Genomic DNA, 22,214 nt, shown 5'->3' on the forward strand with positions numbered 1-22,214 from the left:
CCCCTACCGGCCCGGCACCCAGCCGCCCCGGTTGCCGGTCTCGGTGCCCGGCGCGGTGAGCACCAGGACCGTGCGGCCCGGCAGCGGCACGGCGGTCCCGGCCGCGATCGCCGGCGCGCCGGGGGCGCGGGCGCCCGCGGGCTCGCCCGTGTCGAAGGCCGGCGTCCACGGGCCGCCGATCACCGGGGCGAGGCGGAAGCTGACGGCCTCCGCCCCGGCATTGAACAGCATCAGCAGGCGCTCGCCCGGGTCGCCGTCGTTGCCGATCTGCATGCCGAACACCTGGAGCCCGTCGTCGGACCAGTGCCGGACCTCCATCTCGATGCCCTCGGGGGAGAGCCAGTGCACGTCGCGCAGGGGCTCGTCGGGGTCGATCAGCGCGCCCGTGAAGAAGCGCCGCCGCCGCAGGGCCGGTTGGGCCCGGCGCAGGGCCAGCAGGTTGGCCACGAAGTCCGTGAGGGCCGGATCCGGATCGACGCTCCAGTCCATCCAGCTCGTCGGGTTGTCCTGGGCGTAGGCGTTGTTGTTGCCGCCCTGGCTGCGGGAGCGCTCGTCGCCCATGAGCAGCATCGGGACGCCCTGGGCCAGCATCACCGTCGCCAGCATGTTGCGCTTCTGGCGGGCGCGGAGCGCCAGGATCGCCGCGTCGTCGGTGTCGCCCTCGACGCCGTAGTTGCGGCTGACGTTGTGGTTATGGCCGTCGCGGTTGTCCTCGCCGTTGGCCTCGTTGTGCTTCTCCTCGTACGACACCGTGTCGGCGAGCGTGTAGCCGTCGTGGCTGGCGATGAAGTTGACGCTGGCCAGCGGCGAGCGCCCGGACGGGGCGAACACCTCGCGCGAGCCGGTCAGCCCCTGCGTGACCTTGGCGAGCGTGGCGGAATCGCCCTTCCAGAAGCCCCGGGCGGCGTCGCGGAACTTGTCGTTCCACTCGCTCCAGCCGCGCGGGTAGCCGCCGAGCTGGTAGCCGCCCTCCCCGACATCCCACGGCTCGGCCACCATCTTGACCCGCGCCAGCACTGGGTCCTGCGCCACGGCCTGGAAGAACGCCGCCTGCGGGGTGAAGGCGAAGGGCGCGCGCCCGAGGCTCGAGGCGAGGTCGAAGCGGAAGCCCGCGATGCCGTAGGCGGTGACCCAGTGGCGCAGCGAATCGAGCACGAGCTGCATCACCCGCGGGTGGCTCGCGTCGAAGGTGTTGCCGCAGCCGGTGCAGTCGCGGTTGCGGCGCGGGTCGGCGGGGTCGAGCTTGTAGTAGCTGGCGTTGTCGATGCCGCGGAACGACAGGGTCGGGCCGGTATGGTCGCCCTCGGCGGTGTGGTTGTAGACCACGTCGAGCCAGGTCTCGATCCCGGCGGCGTTCAGCTCCCGGATCGCCGCCTTCAGGCCGCCGAGGCCGCCCTCCCCCAGGTAGCGCGGCTCCGGGGCGAAGTAGCCCAGGGGCTGATAGCCCCAGAAATTGACGAGCCCCTTCTCCACCAGGAAGCGGTCGTCCGCGAAGGCCTGGATCGGCAGCAGCTCCAGGGCGGTGACGCCGAGCTTGACGAGGTGCTCGATGATCGCCGGGTGGGCGAGCGCCCCGTAGGTGCCGCGCTCCGCCTCGGGAATGTCGGGATGGGTGCGGGTCAGCGCCTTGACGTGCGCCTCGTACACCACCGTCTCGGCGAGCGGCCGGCGGACCGGGTTGAGGGCGAGGTCGGGCACCTCCGGCGCGGTGACCACGCAGCGCGGCATGTAGACCGCGCTGTCGCGCCGGTCGATCCGGTCCTCGCGCCCGCCGCCCCGGCGGTGGCCGTAGAGCGCGTCGTGCCAGCGGATCCGGCCGCGGATCTCCCGCGCGTAGGGGTCGAGGACGAGCTTCGAGGCGTTGAACCGGTGGCCCGCCGCCGGGTCCCAGGGGCCGTGCACCCGGTAGCCGTAGAGCTGGCCCGGCAGCACGCCGCGCAGGTAGCCGTGCCAGACGTCGTCGGTCCGGCAGGGCAGCCGCACCGTGCGGGTCTCGTGCCGCTCCCCCGGCTCGAACAGGCAGATGTCGACCGCGGTGGCGTGCTCGGAGAACAGGGCGAAGTTGACGCCGCGCCCGTCGAAATGGGCGCCGAGCGGTGCCGGCACCCCGTCGTCGACGGCGATCATGCGGGGCGTCCGGTCACACGGATGGCGGCGGGCGGGAGCAGCGGGAGGCGCCGGCTATTCGGCGGCCGCGGCGGCGGTGGGCGGCTCGCGCTCGACCGTGCGGAAGTTCTCGAGCTCCGCCAGGAAGTTGCGCGCCCACCAGTCGACGTCCTCGCGGGTCATGCGCTCGACCATCGGCTTCCAGCGCGCCAGCCGCTCGGCCTTCGGCATGTAGAGGGCCGCGCGGATCGCCTCGGCGACCTCGAACCGGTCGTAGGGGTTGATCAGCAGCGCCTCGGGCAGCTGCCGGGCGGCGCCGGCGAATTTCGACAGGACCAGCACCCCCGGATCGTCCTCGCTCTGGGCGACGACGTACTCCTTGGCGACGAGGTTCATGCCGTCGCGCATCGGCGTGACGAGCCCGACCCGGGCGGCCCGGTAGAGGCCGGCCAGCACGGGCCGCGGATAGGCCTTGGTGATGTACTGGATCGGCGTCCAGGCCGGGTCGCCGAGCGAGCCGTTGATCTCGCCGACCTTCTCGTTCACCTCGCGGGCGAGCTGCTCGTATTCCGGCACCTCGCTGCGGGATTTCGGCGTGATCTGGATGTAGGTGACGTTGCCGCGCTGGTCGGGATTCGAGGCGAAGAAGCTCTCCACCGCCTCCATCCGCTCGGGCACGCCCTTGGAATAGTCGAGCCGGTCGACGCCGATCAGCAGCTTGCGGGTGCGCAGGCCCGCGATGGTCTCGCGCACGACCTTGTTGGAATTGGCCTTCTCGGCGGCCTCCTTGAAGCCCGCGACGTCGATGCCGATCGGGAAGGCGCGGATCCGGGTCCGGCGGCCGTCGACCATCAGCGAGCCGCCGCCGAGCGGGATCGCCCGCTGGGTATCGACGAGGTTGCGCTGCAGGTTCTGGACGTCCGCCTCGGTCTGCAGGCCGATCAGGTCGTAGTCGACGATGGCGCGCAGGAGCTCGCCGCTCGCCGGCAGCGAGTTGAACACGTCGGCGGCGGGCCAGGGGATGTGGTGGAAGTAGCCGATCGGGTTGTCGAGCCCGAGTCCGCGCAGCTCGGCGGCGAGCGGCAGCAGGTGGTAATCGTGGACCCAGATGATGTCGTCGGGCTCGACCAGCTTGGCCAGCGCCCGCGCGAAGGTCCGGTTCACGCGGCTGTAGCCGGCATAGTCCGAGCGCGAGAAGGCGCCGAGCCCGAGCCGGTAATGCATGATCGGCCACAGGGCGCGATTCGCGAAGCCGGCGTAGTATTCCAGGTGATCCTGCGGCGAGAGGTCGACGACGGCGTACTGGACCCGGCCCCGGTCGATCAGCGTCGGCTCCTCGGACGGCTCGTCCGTGATGGTGCCGCTCCAGCCGAACCACAGACCTTCGTAGGCCGTGAAGGCCTCCTTGACCGCGACGGCGAGGCCGCCCGCCGCCACCGCCTTGCCGCCCTCCTCCGGGACGGCGACGCGGTTCGATACGATCACAAGGCGTGCCACGCGGGTCGGCTCCGGATCAGGGGCGCGGGTCGGGTCGAGGATCTCGCCGCGCCTGCATCGGGACGTCACTATTATGTCAGAACGCGCGGAGGCCCTGCGCGATCCTTTGTCGGTCGTCCCGCAACCCAAGCGTGAAGCCGGGCGCGGGTCAAGTCGAGGCCCTGCCGTTCCGGGACAGGGCGGCCGCTCCGTCCCGGTCGGGCGCCCCGGTCGGGCGCCCCGGTCGGGCGCCCCGGTCGGGCGCCCCATGCGAGCGTTGTACAAGCGTGGCGGTTCTGGCAGATCTTGCCTGAACGGCGCGTGAGCGGTGCCGCCCGTCGCGCTGGACCCCGCGCACGCATCGGAAGGGCGCACAGGGACCGGAACCCGCGACAGCCGAGTCGGTTACTCAGCCATCGCGGGGCCCGCGGTCGCCGCGAGCGGCCCCGTCCCCGCGCCGCGAGGAGTGTTTTCGAGATGGCCGGCAACGAGTTACCGCAAGGCACCCCCGCGGATCCGATCGCGGATCCGCACCGCGAGGGGCCGCACGCCGCGCCGCACGACGCGCCCCACACCGCCGCGGAGGAGCGCGCGCAGTGGCGGGCCCTCCAGGGCGACGTCGAGGGGCTCGCCGACGTGGCGGCCGAGCGCGGGCGCGGTCTGCTCGACGCGGCCCGGCTGCAGGCGCAGAGCTACGTCGAGCAGCGCAAGAGCGACGCCGCGCAATCGGTCCACGACCTGGCGCAGACGATCCGCAATTCCGGCCGCGATCTCGGCGACAAGCCGAATGTCCGCGCCTTCTTCGACAGCGCCGCGGACGGGCTGGAGCAGCTCGGCTCCTCGATCGAGCGCCGCAGCCTCGGCGAGTTCTACAGCGAGGCCGAGTCCTTCGCCCGGCGCGCGCCGGTGGCGGTCGCTGTGGGGACCTTCGTGGCCGGCCTGATCGCCGCCCGCTTCATCAAGTCGTCCAGCCTGCCGCCGGAGGCGCCGGACGGCGACGCCCGCGACAGCTTCCGGGCCTGACGCCATGACCTACGGCTCCGACCCGCGCCAGGCGGGCCCCTCCACGGGTTCCTCCACGGGCCCAGCCACGGGCCCCTCCAGCATCCAGAGCCTGATCGGCGACGCCCTGCGGGAGACCAACGAGCTCGCCCGCAAGGAGATCGCGCTGTTCCGGGCCGAGATGGCCGGCAACGTCCGCCAGCTCATCGTCGGCCTCGCCTGCATGGTCGGCTCGGCGGTGTTCGCCGTGGTCGCCCTGCTGGTCCTGATCGGCGCCTTCGTGAAGTGGCTCGCCACCATCGTGGGCTCCGAGTGGCTCTCGGCCCTGATCGTCGGCGGCGTTCTGCTGCTCCTCGCCCTCGGGATGGCCCTGTGGGCGCGCAGCGTCCTCTCCCTCTCGACCCTGGCCCCGAAGCGCACGACGCGCCAGGTCCGCCAGGATGCCCAAGCCCTCTCGGAGCGCGTGTCCGGATGAGTACGATGAACGACCTCGAGAAGGAGATCGAGGAGAGCCGCGCCCGGCTCGACGACACGATCGACCGCATCCAGGGCCGGCTCTCGGTGCCGAATCTCGTGGACGAGATGCTGGGCAATGCCCGGCGGGTGCCGGCGCTGAACACGACCTACGATTCGGCCCTGGAGGCGGTGCGCCGCAATCCCGTGCCGGTGCTGCTGATCGCGGCGGGCGTCGGCCTGCTGTTCAACCGGATGGCCCGCGACGCCCAGCGCCGCCGCACCGAGGTCTCGGCCGAGCGCGTGCCCACCCTGAACACCGGCGCGGCCCGCGGCTACGACCCCGACCGCCCGACGGTCCGCCCGGCCCGCGATCCGCTGGACACGACCGAGATCTGAGGACCGGACCCGTCCGGGTCCGGCCGGGTCCGGGACGAGACACCGTGCCGCCCGGCCGGACGACCGGGCAGACCGGCGCCGAAGGCGGGCCGGCGAGACCGACATCTGAGGACAGCGCCATGACCGACAAGCCGGGTATCCCCTCCAGCACCCCCGAGCAGCTCGCCGCCGCGGCGGGGATGCCGCACGGCGCCGACGACAAGAGCCTGCGGCCGGATCCGGCCGGCCTCGGCGACCCGGGCGCGCCCGGCACCGCCGCGGGCGACTTCACCCTCCGGCCGGATCCGCGCGGCCTGCACGACCCGCTCCGGCCCGGCGCGGCGACGGGCTCGCACGACGCCGCCCGTGACACTGCCCAGGACGCAGCCCAGGACGCCGCTTCGGCCGCGAAGGACGGCATCCGGGCGGCGGGCGACCGGGCCACCGAGTTCGCCGGGCAGGCGCGCCGCACTGTCTCGGGCCTCGCCGACGACATCAACGACCGCCTCGGCGGGGCGGCCGATCAGGCGCGCGACCGCGCCACCGCGGCCTACGACGAGGCCCGGGAGCGGGCCGGCGCCCTCCATCGCCGCAACATGCGGGCGCTGGACGACCTGACCAACCAGGGGATCGAGGGGATCAACCGCGGGCGCACCGCCGTCGAGCGCTTCGTGGACGACAACCCGCTCCTCGTCGGCGTCGTCGGCGTGGCCGCGGGCCTGCTCCTCGGCGCGCTGCTGCCGCGCACCCGCCAGGAGGACCGGAGCATCGGTCCCTGGGCCGACGAGGTCCGCGACCAGGGCCTGCGCTACGCCCGCGAGGTGACCAATATCGGCCGCGAGTTCGTCCAGACCGCCCTCGACCCGGACAACCTCAACGCCGCCGCCCGCAAGGTGGTCGATCCGGAGAGCCACACGCCGCCCGCTGGCGAGCGCACGCAGCACAATCTCTGATTCGGTGGCCGGGGCCCCTCCGTGGGGGCCTCGGCGCCGTCATCCCGGGCGAGGCGACGTGCCCCGGAGTTGCGCGACGTCGAGCAGCGTGGCGCCGCCTGGATTGCTCCGCTCGCAGCGACGCGGTGGCCGGATCCTCGCTCCGTCGACCCTTCTGACAGGACGGCGCGTCAGTCCCGGTACAGCCCCGCATGCGCCTCGCGGAGCAGATTCTTCTGGACCTTGCCCATCGTGTTGCGCGGCAGCTCGTCCACGAACAGGACGCGCTTGGGGCACTTGAACCGGGCGAGGCGCCCCTCCAGGGCGGCCTGCACGCCGGCCTCGTCCGGGCAGCCGGCGCCGCCCACCACCACGGCGGTGACGGCCTCGCCGAAATCCGGGTGCGCCAGGCCGATCACGGCGGATTCGACCACGCCCGGCAGGGCGTCGATCTCGGTCTCGACCTCCTTCGGGTAGACGTTGAAGCCCCCCGAGATGATCAGGTCCTTGCCGCGCCCGACGATGTGGACGTAGCCCCGGCCGTCGACCTTGCCGAGGTCGCCGGTGATGAAGAACCCGTCGGCCCGGAACTCGGCGGCGGTCTTCTCGGGCATGCGCCAGTAGCCCTGGAACACGTTCGGGCCCTTCACCTCGATCATGCCGACCGCGTCGGGCCCGAGGGCCGCGCCGGTCTCGGGATCGACCACCCGCAGGGACACGCCCGGCAGGGGGAAGCCCACCGTGCCGGCGACCCGGTCCCCCGCGTAGGGGTTCGAGGTGCTCATGTTGGTCTCGGTCATGCCGTAGCGCTCGAGGATGGCGTGACCCGTGCGGGCCTGCCATTCCCGGTGCGTCTCGGCGAGCAGCGGCGCCGAGCCCGACACGAACAGGCGCATGCCCCGGGCCGCCTCCGGCGTCAGGCCCGGCTCCTTGAGGAGCCGGGTGTAGAAGGTCGGGACGCCCATTAGGGCGGTCGCCCGCGGCATCAGGCTCAGGATCAGCTTCGGGTCGAGCCGGGGCAGGAACAGCATGGAGCCGCCGCTCGCCAGCACCGTGTTGGTCGCCACGAACAGGCCGTGGGTGTGGAACACCGGCAGGGCGTGGATCAGCACGTCGTCGGCGGTGAAGCGCCAGTACGCGACCAGCGTCCGGGCATTCGACGCGAGGTTGTCGTGGGTCAGCATGGCGCCCTTGGAGCGCCCGGTCGTGCCCGAGGTGTAGAGGATCGCCGCGAGATCCTCCGGACCGCGGGGCACGTCCGCGAAGGCGGCCCCCGCATCGGCGGCCCGGTCAGCGGCCTCCGCGGCGCTGCCGCCGCCCGCCGCGTCGAGGGTCCAGACCTGTCGGACGCCGGCGGCGGCCTCGGCGAGCGCGTCGCGCCGGCCCGGGTCGCAGACGAACACGGTCGGCTCGGCGTCGCCGAGGAAGTAGCCGATCTCCGCCGGGGTGTAGGCGGTGTTGAGCGGCAGGAACACGGCGCCGGCCCGGACCGCGCCGAGATACAGGAAGATCACCTCGGGGCTCTTCTCGACCTGCACGGCCACCCGGTCGCCGGGTGCGACGCCCGCCGCCCGCAGGGCCGCCGCGTAGGCGCCGGAGCGGGCGATCAGGTCCGCGTACGCGTAGCGGCGCCCGTCCGGCGTCTCGATCACGGTCTTGGCGGGATCGGCGGCGCCGTCCCGCACCAGGGAGAAGAGGTGGTTCGTCATCGTGAGGCTGGGCTATCACGGGCTATGGGTCGCGCGCACCCATAGCCGCCCGGAGGCCCCCTCGGCGAGCCCTTTCCGGCGGCGCGTCGTCCGCGCGGTCCGGTGAGTCGCGACGCCTACGCCTCGGCGAGCACCACGGCCCGGGGCGGCGGCAGCTTGGCGCGCAGCTCCCGAGTCACCGCCGGAGCCGCCACCACGGTGCCGAGATTGGCGTAGGTCTCGTGGTTCCGCTCGATGGCGGCGAGGTCGTAGAGGTAGTTGACCATCAGCCCGTGGGACTGGGCCAGCCCCTTCTTGGAGGTGTCGCCCAGGAAGTTGATCCGGTCGAGGCGCGCGCCGTTGCCGAGATGGAACCGGGCCACCGGATCGAGGGGGCGCCCGCGCTCGTTCTTGGCGCGCAGGAAATAGGCGGCCGCCGCCGGGATCAGCGCCCGGCGCACCGTCTCGGCCCGGGCCTTGTCGGCCGGCCAGGCCGGGTCGTCCAGCGCCCGCAGGGTCTCGACATCCTCGGGCAGCAGGCCCTGCGGGCTGTCGGCCCGGCGCTCCCGCGCCAGCCACGCGGCGAAGCCCGGCACCGGCGAGAGCGTCACGAAGGTCTTGAGCGTGGGGACCTCGCGGGTCAGGTCCTCGACCACCTGCTTGATCAGGAAGTTGCCGAAGGTGACGCCGGCGAGGCCCTTCTGGCAGTTCGAGATCGAGTAGAACACCGCCGTGGTGGCCGCCTGCGGCTGCAGCGGCTTGCGCTCCTGCGACAGGATCGGGGCGATCGCCGGGGCGATCTGGTCGGTGAGCGCGACCTCGACGAAGATCAGCGGCTCGTCGGCGAGCGCCGGGTGGAAGAACGCGAAGCAGCGCCGGTCCGGCGGCTCGATGCGGGCGCGCAGGTCGTCCCAGCCGGAAATGGCATGGACCGCCTCGTAGCGGATGATCTTCTCCAGGATGTGCGCCGGCGTCGTCCAGTCGATGTGGCGCAGCACGAGGAAGCCGCGGTTGAACCACGACGCGAACAGGTGCTCGAAGTCGCAGTCGAGGCTGTCGACGGCGTCCATCAGGGCGGGGTCGGCCTCGTCGCCGGCGCGCAGGGCCTGGCGCAGGTCGAACAGGTCCTCGCGCATCCGCACGAGGCTGAGCGTGCCGCCGCGGGCGAGGTTGAGGCGGCGAATCAGCTCCTGGCTGCGCGGCTCGGCGGCCTCGTGCAGGCTGCCCAAGCGGGCGCGGGAGGGGGCGGCGCGGTAGGCGGCGATGGCCTCGTCGACGGCGGCGTGGTCCGCGTCGAAGTCGAGGGCGATAGCCCGCAGGAAGGCGTGGCGCTCCGCCTGGCCGAAGCTCGCGTAGCGGTCGAGGATCAGGCGGGCCAGCGCCACCCCGGAGGCCTCGCCGCGCCGGGAGATCAGGTCCTCGCAGAGCTTGACGAGGTCGCCGGCACTCGCCCGGGACGCGATGTCGCCGCGCCCGATCCCGATCAGGTCGCGGCCGCGCTCGCTGATGGTCTGAAGCAGGTCGCCGAAGAAGGAGATCGCCGCCATGACCTTCGCACTGACCCCTGTCGACCCGGATTCGAGACGTGTCCGGTCCCGCGACGCCGGCTCGTCGGTCGGGCGCGGGCGGAACCGGATCCGGACGCCGGCGGGCGTCCCGATCCGCCCGCCATTCTACGGCGCCGCGGCCGCCGCGACCAGAGCTTGACCGGTCGCCGACGCGGGGCTCCCCACGGGGCTCCCCGTGTGCGGGCGCGGCACGACCATCGTGTGACGGGGGTGGTGCGGTGGATCCGGCCGGCCGTCAGAGCCGCTCGGCCACGGTGGCGAGGTCCGCCCGCTCGCGCCAGTCGCCGACGCCGTGCTGGCGGGCGAAGCGCAGCTCCGCGGCGCGGCGGGCGCGCTCGGGATCGCGGGCCCGCGCGATCGCGACCGAGCCGATTGTGAACGGCACCCCGAGGATCTCCTTGGCGAAGTCGACGCGGTAGTTCGGCATCCCGTACTCCCTGCTGCGGCGGCCCCGGCGCCGTTCGCACGGAACGAAACCGCCCTCTCGTTCGTAGTCCGGTCCGTAAACCTCGCGAGGCCCGGCGCCCGGCGCATCGGTCGCGGCGCCCGCTGGCATGGGGGCGGCGCCGGCTGCGTCTGTTGCATATGGTGCGCCGCCGGCTCCGGTGAAGGGGCCCGGGGCGTCCCGGCAGGGATGCATCGCCGCAGCTTGCCCGGCGGCGCGCTCCGCCCGTATCGCTCGCCGCTCCGATCGCCCTCCCGACACGGACCCGACCATGGCTCTCCCGCGGCGGCCCACCCGCCTGCCCCCGACCCGGCCGTGACCGCACCCCTCGACGCGAAGGCCCGGCTCGGCCTGACGCTGATCGCCGGCGGGGCCGTGGCCAACATCTACTACAACCAGCCGCTGCTCGGCCTGATCGTGGCCGAGTTCGGCGACCGCGCCGCCCTGTGGGTGCCGACCACGGCCCTGGTCGGCTACGGGCTCGGCATCGTCGGGCTCGTGCCGCTCGGCGACGCCCTGCCGCGCCGCGCCCTGATCGTAGGGCAGTGCCTCGGCCTCGCCCTGGCCCTGCTCGCCGTGGGCCTCGCGCCGAACCTCGCCTGCCTCGCGCTCGCCCATCTGGTGGTCGGCGTGCTGTCCTGCGCGGCCCAGCAGGCGGTCCCGTTCGCGGCCGAGCTCGCCCCGGACGCGAGCCGCGGGCGGATCGTCGGCCAGGTCATGACCGGGCTCCTCACCGGCATCCTGCTCGCCCGCACGGCGAGCGGCTTCCTGGGGGCGCATCTCGGCTGGCGGCCCGTCTTCCTCGTCGCGTCCGTGGTGGCGCTCGCCATGGCGGGCATCGCGCGGGCCACCCTCCCCCACACGGTGCAGACGCACCCGCTGCGCTACCGCGCCCTGATGCTGTCGATCCTCCACCTCGCCCGCACGCAGCCGGTGCTGCGCACGGCGAGCCTGTCGCAGGCGCTGCTGTTCGCCGGCTTCAACGCCTTCTGGGCGACCCTGGCCCTGCTGGTCGAGGCGCCGCCCTTCGGCCTCACCGCCGCCGGGGCCGGGCTGTTCGGCGTGATCGGCGTCTGCGGGGCCTTCGTGGCGCCGATCTCGGGCCGCTTCACTGACCGGCGGGGGGCGAAGCCCGTCGTCCTCGGCGGCAGCCTGCTGGTCGCGCTGTCCTTCGTGGTGCTCTGGGCGGGGGGCACGTGGTCGCTCGCCGCGGTGGCGCTCGGCGTGCTGCTCATCGACATCGGCATGAACGGCGCGCTCATCGCCAACCAGACCCGCGCCTACGCGCTGGTTCCGGGCGCGCGGGGCCGCATCAACACCGTGCTGTTCACGACCCTGTTCGTGTTCGGGGCGCTCGGCGCCTATGCCGGTTCGCAGGCCTTCCTGCTCGTGGGCTGGCCGGGCGTCTGCGCGGTCGGCCTCGCCTTCTCGGCGCTGGCCGTGCTCGTGGCGGCCCGCGACCCGCACCCACCGGGGGCCCGGGCTACCTGAGCACCCGCGACAGCCGGCACCAGCCCACCCTGTCGGGCGGAAGTCCGAAGCGCAGGCGCTCCGGGCGCCCGGCGAAGCGCCGCACCGCGATCCCGGACGCCGCGAGCCGCCGGTAGAGGTCCGGCCCGTCGGGGAAATCGGCGGTCCGGAACAGGCAGGTGCCGCCGACGGTCCGGCCTCCGGCCCGGGCGATCATCCGGTCGAGGCGGCCCGCATCCGCGGCCCGGGCGCGGGCGGCCTCAGCGCGCCAGCCCGCGTCCGACAGGGCCGCGCGCCCGATCGCCAGGGCCGGGCCCGACACCGCCCAGGGTCCGAGCGCCGCGGCGATCCGGGCCGCCGTGCCGGGCTCGGCGACCGCGAAGCCGAGGCGCAGGCCGGCGAGCCCGTAGGTCTTGCCGAAGGAGCGCAGCACCACGGTGCCGGGCCCCGAGTCCGGTGCGGAGACGTGCGGGCACAGGCTCTCCACCGGCTCGAGGTCGGCGAAGGCCTCGTCGGCGACCAGCAGGCCGCCGCGCCGGCCGAGCGCCGCGGCGAGCGCCCGGCGCTCGGCCAGGGGATGGGTCCGCCCGTCCGGGTTGTTGGGATCGACGATCACCGCCACCCGGGCCGCGCCGAGGGCGTCGACGCTCGAGACCTCCGCCACCGCGTGCCCGGCCCGCGCCCAGGCGGCGGCGTGCTCGGCGTAGGTCGGCCCGAGAACCGCGACCCGGGTCGGGGCCAGGAGCCGGGGCAGGGTCTCGATCAGGACCTGCGTGCCGGGCGCGGGCACGACGTGGTCGGCGTCCGGCGCGCCGTAGGCCGCGGCGGCGGCCTCCCGGAGCGCGCGGACCTCGGCGGCCTCGGGCAGGCGCGCCCAGGCGCTGGCCTCCAGCGCGGGCACGGGATAGGGGACCGGGTTGATCCCCGTCGAGAGGTCGAGCCAGGGCTCCGGCGCGTCGGGAAAGGCTTGTCGGAGCCCGCCGAGATCGCCGCCATGCGCGATCGGGGCGGCCTCACGCGCGGGAACGCTCCACACCGAATGGTCCATCTGCCCGGTACGTTCGCCGACACGCTCGCCGTCCTCGCCGTCGCCCTCGGGATCGAGGCGGCGGCCGGCTATCCCGACGCGCTCTACAGGGCGGCCGGTCACCCTGTCACCTGGATCGGCCGGCTGATCGCCGCCCTGGAGCGCGGCCTCAACCGCGGCTCGGCGCGCCGGCGGCGGGTCGCCGGCTGCGCCGCGCTGGCGCTGCTCCTCGCCGCGGTCGGCTCGGCCGCCCTCGCCGTCACGGCGCTGGCGGGGCTCGCCGGCCCCCTCCCCGCTCTGCTCCTCCTCGGCCTGCTCGGCGCGAGCCTGCCGGCGCAGCGCAGCCTGCACCAGCACGTCGCCGCCGTGGAGACGGCCCTGCGCGCGGGCGGCCTGGAGGCCGGGCGCCGGGCCGTGGCGATGATCGTGGGGCGCGACCCCGACCGCCTCGACGAGGCGGCTGTCTGCCGGGCCGCGATCGAGAGCCTAGCGGAGAACTTCTCCGACGGGATCGTGGCGCCGGCCTTCTGGATCGGCTGCCTCGGCCTGCCGGGGGGTGCCCTCTACAAGGCGGTCAACACCGCCGACAGCATGATCGGCCACCGCAGCCCGCGCTACGCCGCCTTCGGCTGGGCGGCGGCCCGGCTCGACGACGGCGTGAACCTGCCGGCCTCCCGGCTCGCGGGCCTGCTGATCGCCGGGGCGGCGGCCCTGCGCGGCGCCGACGCGCGCGGGGCGCTCCGGGCCATGGCCCGGGACGCGCGCCGGCACCGCTCGCCCAATGCCGGCTGGCCCGAATCCGCCATGGCGGGGGCGCTCGGCCTGCGGCTCGCGGGGCCGCGGGTCTACGACGGCACCCTCGTCCCGGACGCCCATATGGGCGACGGCCGGGACGCCGCCACGGCCGACGACATCGCCCGGGCGCTGGCCCTCTACCGCACCGCCTGCTGGCTGCAGGGCGGGCTCGTGCTGGCGCTCCTCGCGCTCTGCCTGTCGCTCACCGGCTGAGCCGTCCTCGCGAGCGGAGCGAAGCGCGCCAGGGCCGCGCGACCTCTGAGATCGTGGCGCCGACGGGATCGCTTCGCTCCGCTCGCAGAGACGGCGGCAATTCCCGATCGGGCCTTGGCACGGCCCGCGCACCGGACGCATCGTGGCCGGACGGGGCAGGATGAGGGAGACGCCGATGCGTGCCGTGTTCGTGGATGCCAGCGAGACCCTGGCGGCGGTGGCCCGGCGGCTGCTGCGGCCGGACGATCCGCCCTTCGCGATCCACGCGGATCCCGGAATCGCGCCGCAGGACCTGCCCGCGATCCTCGACGGCGCCGAGACCGCGGTGATCGACCACACCGCCCTCCCCCTCGACGTGGCCCGGGCCTGCGCGGGCCTGAAGCACGTCGTGTTCCTCGGCACCGGCGCCCGCAGCTACATGGACCCGGAGGCGCTCCGGGACGCCCTCGGCGTCACCGTCCACACCATCAAGGGCTACGGCGACACGGCGGTCGCCGAGTGCGCCTTCGCGCTGATGTGGGCCGCCGCCCGCGGCCTGCCCGAGATGGACCGGGCGATGCGCGCCGGATCCTGGCTGCGCACCGAGGGGATCCAGCTCACCGGCAAGACCGTCGGCCTCGTCGGGTTCGGCGGGATCGCGGCCGAGATGGCGCGCCTCTGCCGGGGCGCGGGCATGCGGGTGCTCGCCTGGAACCGGACCCCGAAGACCCATCCCGGCGTCGACTTCGTCCCGCTCGACCGCCTGCTCGCCGAGAGCGACGTGGTCTCGCTCCACCTGCTCCTGACCGACGCGACGCGCGGCTTCCTGTCGGCCGCGCGGATCGCCGCGATGAAGCCCGGCGCGATGCTGATCAACACCGCCCGCGGGGCGGTGCTCGACGAGGACGCCCTGGTCGCGGCCCTGCGCACCGGCCACGTGGCGCGGGCCGGGCTCGACGTGTTCACCGTCGAGCCCCTGCCGCCGGATCACCCGCTGGCGCACCTGCCCAGCGTCACCCTGTCGGCGCACTCGGCATTCCGCACGCCCGAGGCGAGCGACAACCTGATCGGCGCCGCCCTCGACCATTGCCGGCGGATCGCCGCCGGCTGACAGCTGCGCCGCGGGAGCGGCCGCCCCGGTGCCCGGCTCTCCTAGTGCTCGGTGCCCTGCATGTTCGGGCGCGGCTCGCCGCCGTGGTGGTGGATCACGCTGGAGCGCTCCGGGCTCCCCTTCGCGTCGGCGACCTGCTTCCGGGCCGCGGCGGCCAGGAACCAGATGCCGCCGAGCGTCCCGAAGGCGAGGATCATGAGCGGAAATCCCTGACTCATCGCGGTGCCCTCCTCGACGATGGCCCGCGGGCTTGCGGGTCTGCATCATCCTGCCGGTCGTGCCGGCCTGAGGAAGGATAACGCACGAATCCGGACCGTGTTCAGGCCGGTCTCGCGGCCGTCGGCATCGCCCGCCGCGCCGCGTCGCGGCGCAGGGCAGAGAGCACCACGAACATGAGGCCGGCCCCCACGGCGAGGCAGGCGGCCAGGAACAGCATCGGCACGAGGTCGCTCTGGGTCTGGTCGCGGATGAACGGTACGGCGTTCTGGGCGACGAAGCCGCCGAGATTGCCGACCGAATTGATCGCCGCGATCCCGGCGGCCGCCGAGGCACCGCGCAGGAACGTCCCGGGCATCGACCAGAAGACCGGCTGGGCGGCGAAGGTCCCGGCCGCAGCCACGCACAGGCAGGCGAACTTCACGGCGTTGCCCGGCAGGACGACGGAGAGCGCGAGGCCCGCCGCCCCGACCAGCGCCGGCCCGACCACGTGCCAGGTCAGGGCGTTGCCCTGCGCCCCCGTGCGGGCGGCGTGGCGCGGCACCCACCACAGGGCGAAGGCCGTGGCGAGCCACGGGATGATGTTGAGGAAGCCGTTGGTGAGGTTCGAGACGCCGAAGCCCTTGACCACGGTGGGGAGCCAGTAGCCCAGGCCGTAGGCGGCGAGCGGCAGGGAGACGTAGACCCCGGCGAGCATCAGCACCCGCCGGTCGAGGAGCGCCGCGAACGGGTTGCCGTGGTCGACGTGGCCGCCGTCCTCGCGCTCGGCCCGGAGCGTGCGGGCGAGCCAGTCGCGCTGGGCCTGCGACAGCCAGGGGGCGGTCTCGGGGCCGTCCGGCAGGACGAACAGCACCACCGCGGCCATGAGGATCGCCGGCGCGCCGGTGGCCAGGAACACCCACTGCCAGCCCTGGAGGCCGAGGAGCCCATCGAGGCCCAGCAGCGCGCCGCCGATCGCCGCACCGACCGCGTTGGCGATGGCGCTGGCGATCATGAACCAGCCGATCATCCGCGCCCGGTGCGCTTGCGGGAACCACAGGGTCAGCGCGAACAGCACGCCGGGGAAGAAGCCGGCCTCGGCGGCGCCGAGCAGGAAGCGCAGCACGTAGAACATCGCCGTGCCCTGGGTGAAGCCCAGCAGGACGGTGACGATCCCCCAGGTGATCATGATCCGGGCGAACCAGATCCGCGCGCCGACCCGCTCCAGGAAGACGTTGGCCGGCACCTCGAACAGGAAGTAGCCGAGAAAGAACAGCGAGGCCCCGAGCCCGTATGCGGTCTCGGAGAGGCCGAGGCTGCCGACCATCTCCAGCTTGGCGTAGGAGACGTTCTGCCGGTCGATATAGGCGATCAGGTAGAGCAGGCCGAGGAGCGGCATGAGCCGCAGGGTCACGGTCCGGACGGTGCTCGCGGCGAGATCCTCCCCGGCGGGGGACGGCGTGGGCGGCATGGGGCGTTCCTCCGGGGGCGTGCGGCCCTTCGTGGCGGGGCCGGCATAACACAGAGTAATCCCTGGCCCGCGCCCCGCCTACCGGGCAAGCGCCAGGAGGCGGTCGCAGTCAACATGGGCCGCGATGTGTCGCGCGAGGCCGTCCAGCGCCGCCTCGACCCCGGCCTCGTAGCCGGTGCCCTCCGAGACGGTGCCGAGGCGCGCGAGCCAGGCCGCCCGCTGGGCATCCTGCGCGAAGAGGCCGTGCACGTAGGTCCCGGCCACGCGCCCGTCCGCCGAGACCGCCCCGTCCGGGCGCCCGTCGGCGAGGCGCAGCAGCGGCCGGTCCGCGTCGGGGCCCTCCGTCGCGCCGATATGCATCTCGTAGCCGGCGAACGGCACGCCGTCGGGCAGGCTCGTGCCGGTGACGGCGGCGAGGCGCTTCTCCGGCGTCATCACGGTGTCGACGGCGAGGAGCCCGAGGCCCGGCACCGTCCGGGGCGCCCCCTCGATCCCGTGCGGGTCGGCGAGGCTGTGGCCCAGCATCTGGTAGCCGCCGCACAGGCCGAGCACCCGTCCGCCCCGGCGGACATGGGCGCGCAGGTCGACGTCCCAGCCCTCTCGGCGGAAAGCCTCCAGGTCGTCGATCGTGGTCTTCGACCCCGGCAGCAGCACGAGGGCGGCCCCGGCGGGGATCGGCGTTCCGGGCCGGACCAGCACCACCGACACGTTCGGCTCCGCCCGCAGCGGGTCGAGATCGTCGAAATTGGCGATGCGCGGCAGCACCGGCACCGCCACCGTGACGGAGCCGGCCCCGCGCGAGTCCGAGCCGGCGAGGCCCAGCACGTCCTCGGCCGGCAGGCGCGCGGCGTCGGGGAAGTGCGGCACGAGGCCGAGCGCCGGCCAGCCGGTCCGCTCGGCGATCAGCCGCATCCCGTCGGCGAACAGGCTCGGATCGCCGCGGAACCGGTTGACGAGGAAGCCGGCGACCATCGCGGCGTCCGCCGGGTCGATCACCGCCTTCGTGCCGACGAGGCTCGCGATCACCCCGCCCCGGTCGATGTCGCCGACCAGCACCACCGGCGTGTCGGTGGCCCGGGCGAAGCCCATATTGGCGATGTCGCCCGCGCGCAGGTTTATTTCCGACGCCGAGCCCGCGCCTTCGACCAGAACCAAGTCGGCCTCGTCCGCGAGCTGGGAGAAGCTGTCGAGGACGGCGGACATCAGCCGGGGCTTCCAGGCCTGGTAGTCGCGCGCCTTCACGGTGGCGACCATCCGGCCCTGCACGACCACCTGAGAGCCGACCTCGCTCTGCGGCTTCAGCAGGACCGGGTTCATGTGCACGGAGGGCGCCACCCGGGCGGCCCGGGCCTGGAGCGCCTGCGCCCGGCCGATCTCGCCGCCGTCGGCGGTGACGGCGGCGTTGTTCGACATGTTCTGCGGCTTGAACGGCCGGACCCTCAGGCCCCGCTCCGTGAAGGCGCGCGCCAGCCCCGCCACGATCAGGGACTTGCCGACGTCGGAGCCGGTGCCCTGGATCATCAGGGCCTTCCTGGGCGCCTTCGCGCGCGGCGGGCTCAGAACTCGATCCCTTCCTGTGCCTTCACGCCGGCGGCGAAGTGGTGCTTGACGCTGCCCATCTCGGTGACGAGGTCGGCGGCCTCGATCAGGGCGGGCTTGGCGTTGCGGCCGGTGACGACGACGTGCAGGTCCGGCCGGCGCGCGCGCAGGGCGGCCAGCACCGCGTCGAGGTCGAGATAGTCGTAGCGCAGCGCGATGTTGAGCTCGTCGAGGACGAGCAGGCGGATCGCGGGATCGGCCATCAGGCCCTCGGCGACTGTCCAGGCGTGGCGGCAGGCGGCGATGTCGCGCGCCTTGTCCTGGGTCTCCCAGGTGAAGCCCTCCCCGAGGGTGTGCCACACGACCCTCTCGCCGAAGGCCGCCACGGCGTGGCGCTCGCCGGTGTCCCAGCCGCCCTTGATGAACTGCACCATGCCGACCCGCCAGCCGCGGCCGAGCGCCCGCAGCATCAGCCCCAGAGCCGCCGTGCTCTTGCCCTTGCCGGGGCCGGTATGGACGAGGAGCAGGCCCTTCTCGAGGGTTTTGCCCGCGACCTCGGCGTCCTGGACGGCCTTGCGCTTCTCCATCTTCTCGCGGTGGCGCGCGGCGTCGTCGCTCATGCGGAGGCTCCTGTCTCAGAGGTTCGCGGCTTCACGACCAGCGGCAGGCCGGCCACGGTCAGGACGACCTGGTCGGCCCGCGCGGCGAGCTGCTGGTGGAGGCGGCCGGCGGCGTCGCGGAATCGCCGGGCGAGGGCGTTGTCGGGGACGATCCCGAGCCCGACCTCGTTGCCGACCAGCACGAGCGGGCCCGGGACGTCGGCGCAGGCGGCGAGGAGCCGCGCCGTCGCCTCCGCCACGTCGGCCTCCGCCAGGATCAGGTTGGTGAGCCAGAGCGTGAGGCAGTCGACCAGGGCCGGTCCCTCGGCCTCGGCGACCGCCTCCGGCAGCGCGAGCGGCACGTCGCGGGTGCGCCAGGCGCCGCCGCGCCGCGCGCGGTGCTGGGCGATGCGGTCGACCATCTCGTCGTCGAAGGCCTGGGCGGTGGCGAGATAGAGCCACGGGCCGGGGCAGGCTTCGATCAGCCCCTCCGCGTAGGCGCTCTTGCCGGACCGCGCCCCGCCGAGGACGAGGGTCATGCGAGGGGTGGGCTGGGGCATGGCTCTCCATCGCCCCAACCCGGTGCGCGGTCAAACCCAGGACCGACAGAGTAAGGGTCTGTGACCTCAGGACCTGCAAACTCGGGACCTGTGGCACCTGTGCCGCGCCTGGACGGTTGCCGGGCGTCTCCGGTCCGACTATAGAACCCCGGCCCAGCCAGAGCGCCCTTCGTCTAGCGGTCCAGGACGTCGCCCTTTCACGGCGAAAACACGGGTTCGATTCCCGTAGGGCGCGCCAATAAAATCAAGCGCTTGGCTGCATCTGGCGGCCTGCCTAGCTTCTCTTGGGAAAAATTCGCGGCGAAATGGCTCCTGCCGTGTCCCCGTGGCTTGGCCTGTTCCTCATCGCTCTTTGATGCGCAGGCCGATTTCGCTGTTGCGGCCTTGCGCCCACTCTCGCAGCCTGATTTTCACCAACCGGCGGTTGCAGAGGGCCGGTGCAGGGCACAGGTCGAACCGCTTTGTCCCTGACTCTCGGCAATGCGGACGCACTTCTGCTTCCCCGTCCCCGGCTTCAGTCCCTCACGCGGGCGATGACCGCTACCGGGCCGCCGCCATCCGGCCCCTGATGCTCAGCGCCGCCGGAGACGAAGAGGTCCGTCCGGCCGATCGCCGCGGCGGCCACGCCGCCGACCAGGGCGCGGGCGTGCCGGGTGGCGTTGATGTCGCTGTCATCGTTCATGATGTGGCGCCGTCCCCGGATCAGGCCGTCATGGGAGGGCTCCGCTTTGGCGAGCAGAGCGATCACGCGCTCCGCCTCAGGAGGCGGCAACTGCCCCGCCTCCAGGAAGCCGAGGTCGGTGAGCACCCGCCGAATCGCGGACAGGTCGATGCCGTCGTCCATGACCCGGTGGGCGATGGCGAGCGGGCCGGTCCAGCCCTGGGCGTTGCCGAGCACGATGATCTCGTTGCGCATCAGCTCGATCCCCGCCGAGCAACTGGCGCGGCCGGAGAAGAGATCGCGTCGGGTGCCGATGGCGGAATCCGCGAGATGTTCGCGGTCGACCTCTCCGAGGGCGAGCGCGATGCCGAGCGCCGAGGCGCCGCGGGATAAGCCCATCGAGGCGTAGGTGTCGTGTGTGGCGACGCCGTGGCCCCGGGCGGCCGCCTCGGCGATCCGAGCGCTCGTCAGGAGCGGGCACTTCACCTGCACGAAATGCACGTCCGCGGGATCGGTGAGCCCCGCCTCTGCCATGGCCCGGCCGACCGCCGCCGCAGTCGCCTCGACCTGCGCCATCCGGCCGATCTCCTCCGCCCGGAACTCCTGGGTGAAGGCCGTGCCGATGGCGAGCGCCTTGCCCTCCGGCACCGCGGGGCCTTCACGCCGGGCGAGGACGAGGAAGTGCGGCGACAGCCCGCCTTCGGTGCCGCCGGACATGACGAGGGCGATCCGCGCTCCGACCTCCGCCGCCGTACAGCCGAGGGCGGTGGCGAGCGCCGTCTCCAGAGCCATCACCGCGAGCTGCCGGGTGAAGTCATTCACGCAGCCGTTGCCCTCGGTCTTGCCGAAGATCGCGACGATCTCGGTCGCGTCCACCGCCCCGGAGGCGACGAGGCCCATCACCTCGGAGACGTCGGCGGGATGCTGCGCGGGCACGCGGAAGACGAGGCATTCGGGCATGGGGGAACCGGGGTGGAACAAGAAGGGGCGCCGCCCTTCCACTGGGGCGATCCCGTCGTCTGTCCGCGTCCAGCGACGACAGAAACCGGCACGATCGGGTGGCCAGCACGGGCAAGCACAGACCGGACCATCTTCGGAGAATCCCCGAGCCTTCTACTGCGCGGGAGAAGCAACGCGTTGATCGGCTCCCGACGCCGAACCAGCAGGATGGCCCAATCTGTGGTAGAAGCAGATCGTCTCTAGACCACTCCATGCCGCCGTTCCGGTAGCGACCCTGGCTGTGTCGAAACCTCGGTGGTGGTAGCTTTGTCCGGCACGCCCGGGGGGGGCATGGAACGGTTCGTTGTCGGCGCCGAGCGCGATCAGACGACGCTGTTGCCACCTTATCTTGAGGATCGGATCGCCGAGGACAACCCTGTCCGGATCGTCGATGCCTTTGCTGCCTCAGGGGCACCCAAACGGAAAAGTGGCTCAGGGACCGAGGGGCGTGAGGCTACGAGTTATACCGCGTCTTCGTGGGCGCTACCGGCCTCCCGTCCCAGGCGAACCATGACCTCCCGCAGCCAGCGATGGGCGGGATCGCGGTCATAGGAGGCGTGCCACAGCATGGAGATGACGATCTCCTCGGTCGGCACCGGCACGGGGCTCGTCGCCAGGCCGAGCTGGGTCGCGAAGGTCGTGGCCAGCTCGTCGGCCATCGTGGCGATCAAGGGCGCGGCCTGCACGTGAAACGGCACGGTGGCGAAGCGCGGCGTCGTCGCCGCCAGCCTCCGCGTCCGGCCCACCTTCGCGAGCGCCTCGTCCACCACCCCCGGGCCGACGCCGGTCAGGTACGTCAGGATGTGCGGGAAGCGGACGAAGTCGTCGAGCGAGAGCGGACCGCTCACGCCGAGCAGCCGGGGATTGAACAGGCTCAGGAAGCCGAAGCGATAGAGGGGCCGCATCTTGTGGTGGACCTGGCCCTCGGAGATCATGCCGACGGCCATGTCGATCCTGTCGGCGTCGAGGTCCCCCAGCACGCTCCCGTAATCGAGGCCGACTAGGTGCAGGCGGATGCCGGGCGCCTCGCGTGCGAGGAACGCGAGCAGGCGCGGGATGAGACGTACCTCGACGCTGCCGGGGATGGCGAGCGTGAAGGACCGCTCGACCTGCGAGGGGACAAAGTCGTCCTCCCGGAGGACGATGCCCTGGAATTGGCGCAGGGCGGCGCGGACCGGCTCGACGAGGGCGAGCGACCGCGGTGTCGGGCGCATGCCGTCCGGCGTGCGCGTCAGGAGCTCGTCGCCGAGGAGCCTGCGCAGGCGGGCAAGGCTGCTGCTCATGGCGGATTGCGTGATGCCGACCTTCGCGGCAGCGCGCGTGACGCTGCTCTCGGTCAGGAGTGCGTCCAGCGCCACGACCAAGTTCAGGTCGATGCCCGCGAGGTCACGGTGCTTGATCGTCATGGTCAGGTCCGCCGGTGGCTCGCGACCAGGGTCTCGGCGACCGGACAATGCGGCATCCGACCGAGCGAGACCATCAGGCTTCCGAGCTGCATCGGCCGCGCCGTCGCGGCCGTCGAAAACCGAACCATCATTTACGGCATA

General features: G+C 73.2%; 20 protein-coding genes and 1 tRNA gene. 8 read left to right on the forward strand and 13 right to left on the reverse strand.

What is annotated here, in order from left to right:
• Positions 1–3: 3 nt before the first annotated feature.
• Positions 4–2,127, reverse strand: coding sequence for a glycogen debranching protein GlgX (gene glgX / locus BM419_RS13640; RefSeq protein WP_091683145.1), 2,124 nt, complete (start codon positions 2,125–2,127; stop codon positions 4–6).
• Positions 2,128–2,181: 54 nt separating this feature from the next.
• On the reverse strand, positions 2,182–3,603 hold the full coding sequence (locus BM419_RS13645) for an alpha,alpha-trehalose-phosphate synthase (UDP-forming) (protein ID WP_042672419.1): 1,422 nt from the start codon (positions 3,601–3,603) through the stop codon (positions 2,182–2,184).
• Between the two features lie 456 nt (positions 3,604–4,059).
• Here BM419_RS13645 and BM419_RS13650 point away from each other — a divergent pair, with 456 nt between their 5' ends.
• From BM419_RS13650 to BM419_RS13665, 4 genes are all read left to right on the forward strand, one after another.
• The gene (locus BM419_RS13650) at positions 4,060–4,605 is read left to right on the forward strand and encodes a hypothetical protein (RefSeq protein ID WP_082557795.1); all 546 of its coding nucleotides are present in this window, start codon (positions 4,060–4,062) and stop codon (positions 4,603–4,605) included.
• A 4-nt stretch (positions 4,606–4,609) separates the two neighbouring features.
• Positions 4,610–5,059: a phage holin family protein gene (locus BM419_RS13655; RefSeq protein WP_170855257.1), complete on the forward strand. Its 450-nt coding sequence runs from the start codon at positions 4,610–4,612 to the stop codon at positions 5,057–5,059.
• A 5-nt stretch (positions 5,060–5,064) separates the two neighbouring features.
• Positions 5,065–5,436 (forward strand): DUF3618 domain-containing protein, encoded by a 372-nt coding sequence (locus BM419_RS13660; RefSeq protein ID WP_020095580.1) that lies wholly within the window; start codon positions 5,065–5,067, stop codon positions 5,434–5,436.
• Between the two features lie 119 nt (positions 5,437–5,555).
• Positions 5,556–6,368 (forward strand): hypothetical protein, encoded by an 813-nt coding sequence (locus BM419_RS13665; protein WP_091683147.1) that lies wholly within the window; start codon positions 5,556–5,558, stop codon positions 6,366–6,368.
• 170 nt (positions 6,369–6,538) lie between these two features.
• On the opposite strand, the gene BM419_RS13670 is transcribed toward BM419_RS13665, so the two are convergent.
• From BM419_RS13670 to BM419_RS13680, 3 genes are all read right to left on the reverse strand, one after another.
• Positions 6,539–8,056, reverse strand: a complete 1,518-nt coding sequence (locus tag BM419_RS13670; protein WP_020095582.1) for a malonate--CoA ligase — start codon at positions 8,054–8,056, stop codon at positions 6,539–6,541.
• 116 nt (positions 8,057–8,172) lie between these two features.
• Positions 8,173–9,582 (reverse strand): malonyl-CoA decarboxylase, encoded by a 1,410-nt coding sequence (locus BM419_RS13675; RefSeq protein ID WP_091683148.1) that lies wholly within the window; start codon positions 9,580–9,582, stop codon positions 8,173–8,175.
• Between the two features lie 256 nt (positions 9,583–9,838).
• Positions 9,839–10,030 (reverse strand): hypothetical protein, encoded by a 192-nt coding sequence (locus BM419_RS13680; RefSeq protein WP_012318462.1) that lies wholly within the window; start codon positions 10,028–10,030, stop codon positions 9,839–9,841.
• 333 nt (positions 10,031–10,363) lie between these two features.
• Between BM419_RS13680 and BM419_RS13685 the strand changes: the two genes are divergently transcribed.
• The gene (locus BM419_RS13685; protein ID WP_091683150.1) at positions 10,364–11,539 is read left to right on the forward strand and encodes an MFS transporter; all 1,176 of its coding nucleotides are present in this window, start codon (positions 10,364–10,366) and stop codon (positions 11,537–11,539) included.
• Here the strand turns inward: BM419_RS13685 and cobD are convergent.
• Positions 11,532–12,566, reverse strand: coding sequence for a threonine-phosphate decarboxylase CobD (cobD, locus tag BM419_RS13690; RefSeq protein WP_091683170.1), 1,035 nt, complete (start codon positions 12,564–12,566; stop codon positions 11,532–11,534). The genes BM419_RS13685 and cobD overlap by 8 nt on opposite strands.
• Between cobD and cbiB the strand changes: the two genes are divergently transcribed.
• Together cbiB and BM419_RS13700 are read left to right on the forward strand one after the other, a co-directional pair.
• On the forward strand, positions 12,558–13,553 hold the full coding sequence (cbiB, locus tag BM419_RS13695; protein ID WP_091683168.1) for an adenosylcobinamide-phosphate synthase CbiB: 996 nt from the start codon (positions 12,558–12,560) through the stop codon (positions 13,551–13,553). The two genes, cobD and cbiB, sit on opposite strands and share 9 nt — an antisense overlap.
• A gap of 175 nt (positions 13,554–13,728) precedes the next feature.
• Complete coding sequence (locus BM419_RS13700) at positions 13,729–14,643, forward strand: NAD(P)-dependent oxidoreductase (RefSeq protein ID WP_056524660.1); 915 nt, start codon at positions 13,729–13,731, stop codon at positions 14,641–14,643.
• A 41-nt stretch (positions 14,644–14,684) separates the two neighbouring features.
• On the opposite strand, the gene BM419_RS32385 is transcribed toward BM419_RS13700, so the two are convergent.
• The 5 genes from BM419_RS32385 to cobU all read right to left on the reverse strand — a co-directional run bounded on the left by BM419_RS32385 (position 14,685) and on the right by cobU (position 19,007).
• Positions 14,685–14,861 (reverse strand): hypothetical protein, encoded by a 177-nt coding sequence (locus tag BM419_RS32385; protein ID WP_010687019.1) that lies wholly within the window; start codon positions 14,859–14,861, stop codon positions 14,685–14,687.
• A 101-nt stretch (positions 14,862–14,962) separates the two neighbouring features.
• Positions 14,963–16,309: an MFS transporter gene (locus tag BM419_RS13705; RefSeq protein WP_091683153.1), complete on the reverse strand. Its 1,347-nt coding sequence runs from the start codon at positions 16,307–16,309 to the stop codon at positions 14,963–14,965.
• Positions 16,310–16,387: 78 nt separating this feature from the next.
• Positions 16,388–17,830 carry a cobyric acid synthase gene (locus tag BM419_RS13710; protein ID WP_091683155.1) on the reverse strand — a complete coding sequence of 481 codons (1,443 nt, stop codon included), beginning with the start codon at positions 17,828–17,830 and terminating at the stop codon, positions 16,388–16,390.
• 35 nt (positions 17,831–17,865) lie between these two features.
• Positions 17,866–18,468 (reverse strand): cob(I)yrinic acid a,c-diamide adenosyltransferase, encoded by a 603-nt coding sequence (cobO, locus tag BM419_RS13715; protein WP_091683156.1) that lies wholly within the window; start codon positions 18,466–18,468, stop codon positions 17,866–17,868.
• The gene (gene cobU, locus BM419_RS13720; RefSeq protein WP_170855258.1) at positions 18,465–19,007 is read right to left on the reverse strand and encodes a bifunctional adenosylcobinamide kinase/adenosylcobinamide-phosphate guanylyltransferase; all 543 of its coding nucleotides are present in this window, start codon (positions 19,005–19,007) and stop codon (positions 18,465–18,467) included. The genes cobO and cobU overlap by 4 nt, the downstream gene beginning before the upstream one ends.
• Positions 19,008–19,169: 162 nt before the next feature.
• Between cobU and BM419_RS13725 the strand changes: the two genes are divergently transcribed.
• Positions 19,170–19,245 (forward strand) — tRNA-Glu (locus BM419_RS13725).
• Positions 19,246–19,521: 276 nt separating this feature from the next.
• Here BM419_RS13725 and BM419_RS13730 read toward each other — a convergent pair.
• Together BM419_RS13730 and BM419_RS13740 are read right to left on the reverse strand one after the other, a co-directional pair.
• A complete protein-coding gene (locus tag BM419_RS13730) occupies positions 19,522–20,628 on the reverse strand; it encodes a cyanuric acid amidohydrolase (protein WP_026605312.1) in 1,107 nt (368 codons plus the stop codon).
• 500 nt (positions 20,629–21,128) lie between these two features.
• Positions 21,129–22,073 carry a LysR family transcriptional regulator gene (locus BM419_RS13740; protein ID WP_091926753.1) on the reverse strand — a complete coding sequence of 315 codons (945 nt, stop codon included), beginning with the start codon at positions 22,071–22,073 and terminating at the stop codon, positions 21,129–21,131.
• Positions 22,074–22,214 lie beyond the last annotated feature (141 nt).

Source organism: Methylobacterium sp. yr668 (genome assembly GCF_900116245.1).
Lineage (GTDB): Bacteria > Pseudomonadota > Alphaproteobacteria > Rhizobiales > Beijerinckiaceae > Methylobacterium.

What these genes read in the sequence shown, in the direction of transcription:
- cbiB (WP_091683168.1), top strand. Translation starts at nt 12,558, where the DNA reads ATGGTCCATCTGCCCGGTACGTTCGCCGACACGCTCGCCGTCCTCGCC.
- BM419_RS13710 (WP_091683155.1), bottom strand. Translation starts at nt 17,830, where the DNA reads ATGATCCAGGGCACCGGCTCCGACGTCGGCAAGTCCCTGATCGTGGCG.
- BM419_RS13665 (WP_091683147.1), top strand. Translation starts at nt 5,556, where the DNA reads ATGACCGACAAGCCGGGTATCCCCTCCAGCACCCCCGAGCAGCTCGCC.
- BM419_RS13650 (WP_082557795.1), top strand. Translation starts at nt 4,060, where the DNA reads ATGGCCGGCAACGAGTTACCGCAAGGCACCCCCGCGGATCCGATCGCG.
- BM419_RS13655 (WP_170855257.1), top strand. Translation starts at nt 4,610, where the DNA reads ATGACCTACGGCTCCGACCCGCGCCAGGCGGGCCCCTCCACGGGTTCC.
- cobD (WP_091683170.1), bottom strand. Translation starts at nt 12,566, where the DNA reads ATGGACCATTCGGTGTGGAGCGTTCCCGCGCGTGAGGCCGCCCCGATC.
- BM419_RS13730 (WP_026605312.1), bottom strand. Translation starts at nt 20,628, where the DNA reads ATGCCCGAATGCCTCGTCTTCCGCGTGCCCGCGCAGCATCCCGCCGAC.
- BM419_RS13680 (WP_012318462.1), bottom strand. Translation starts at nt 10,030, where the DNA reads ATGCCGAACTACCGCGTCGACTTCGCCAAGGAGATCCTCGGGGTGCCG.
- cobU (WP_170855258.1), bottom strand. Translation starts at nt 19,007, where the DNA reads ATGCCCCAGCCCACCCCTCGCATGACCCTCGTCCTCGGCGGGGCGCGG.
- BM419_RS13670 (WP_020095582.1), bottom strand. Translation starts at nt 8,056, where the DNA reads ATGACGAACCACCTCTTCTCCCTGGTGCGGGACGGCGCCGCCGATCCC.
- BM419_RS32385 (WP_010687019.1), bottom strand. Translation starts at nt 14,861, where the DNA reads ATGAGTCAGGGATTTCCGCTCATGATCCTCGCCTTCGGGACGCTCGGC.
- BM419_RS13660 (WP_020095580.1), top strand. Translation starts at nt 5,065, where the DNA reads ATGAACGACCTCGAGAAGGAGATCGAGGAGAGCCGCGCCCGGCTCGAC.
- cobO (WP_091683156.1), bottom strand. Translation starts at nt 18,468, where the DNA reads ATGAGCGACGACGCCGCGCGCCACCGCGAGAAGATGGAGAAGCGCAAG.
- glgX (WP_091683145.1), bottom strand. Translation starts at nt 2,127, where the DNA reads ATGATCGCCGTCGACGACGGGGTGCCGGCACCGCTCGGCGCCCATTTC.
- BM419_RS13675 (WP_091683148.1), bottom strand. Translation starts at nt 9,582, where the DNA reads ATGGCGGCGATCTCCTTCTTCGGCGACCTGCTTCAGACCATCAGCGAG.
- BM419_RS13700 (WP_056524660.1), top strand. Translation starts at nt 13,729, where the DNA reads ATGCGTGCCGTGTTCGTGGATGCCAGCGAGACCCTGGCGGCGGTGGCC.
- BM419_RS13740 (WP_091926753.1), bottom strand. Translation starts at nt 22,073, where the DNA reads ATGACGATCAAGCACCGTGACCTCGCGGGCATCGACCTGAACTTGGTC.
- BM419_RS13705 (WP_091683153.1), bottom strand. Translation starts at nt 16,309, where the DNA reads ATGCCGCCCACGCCGTCCCCCGCCGGGGAGGATCTCGCCGCGAGCACC.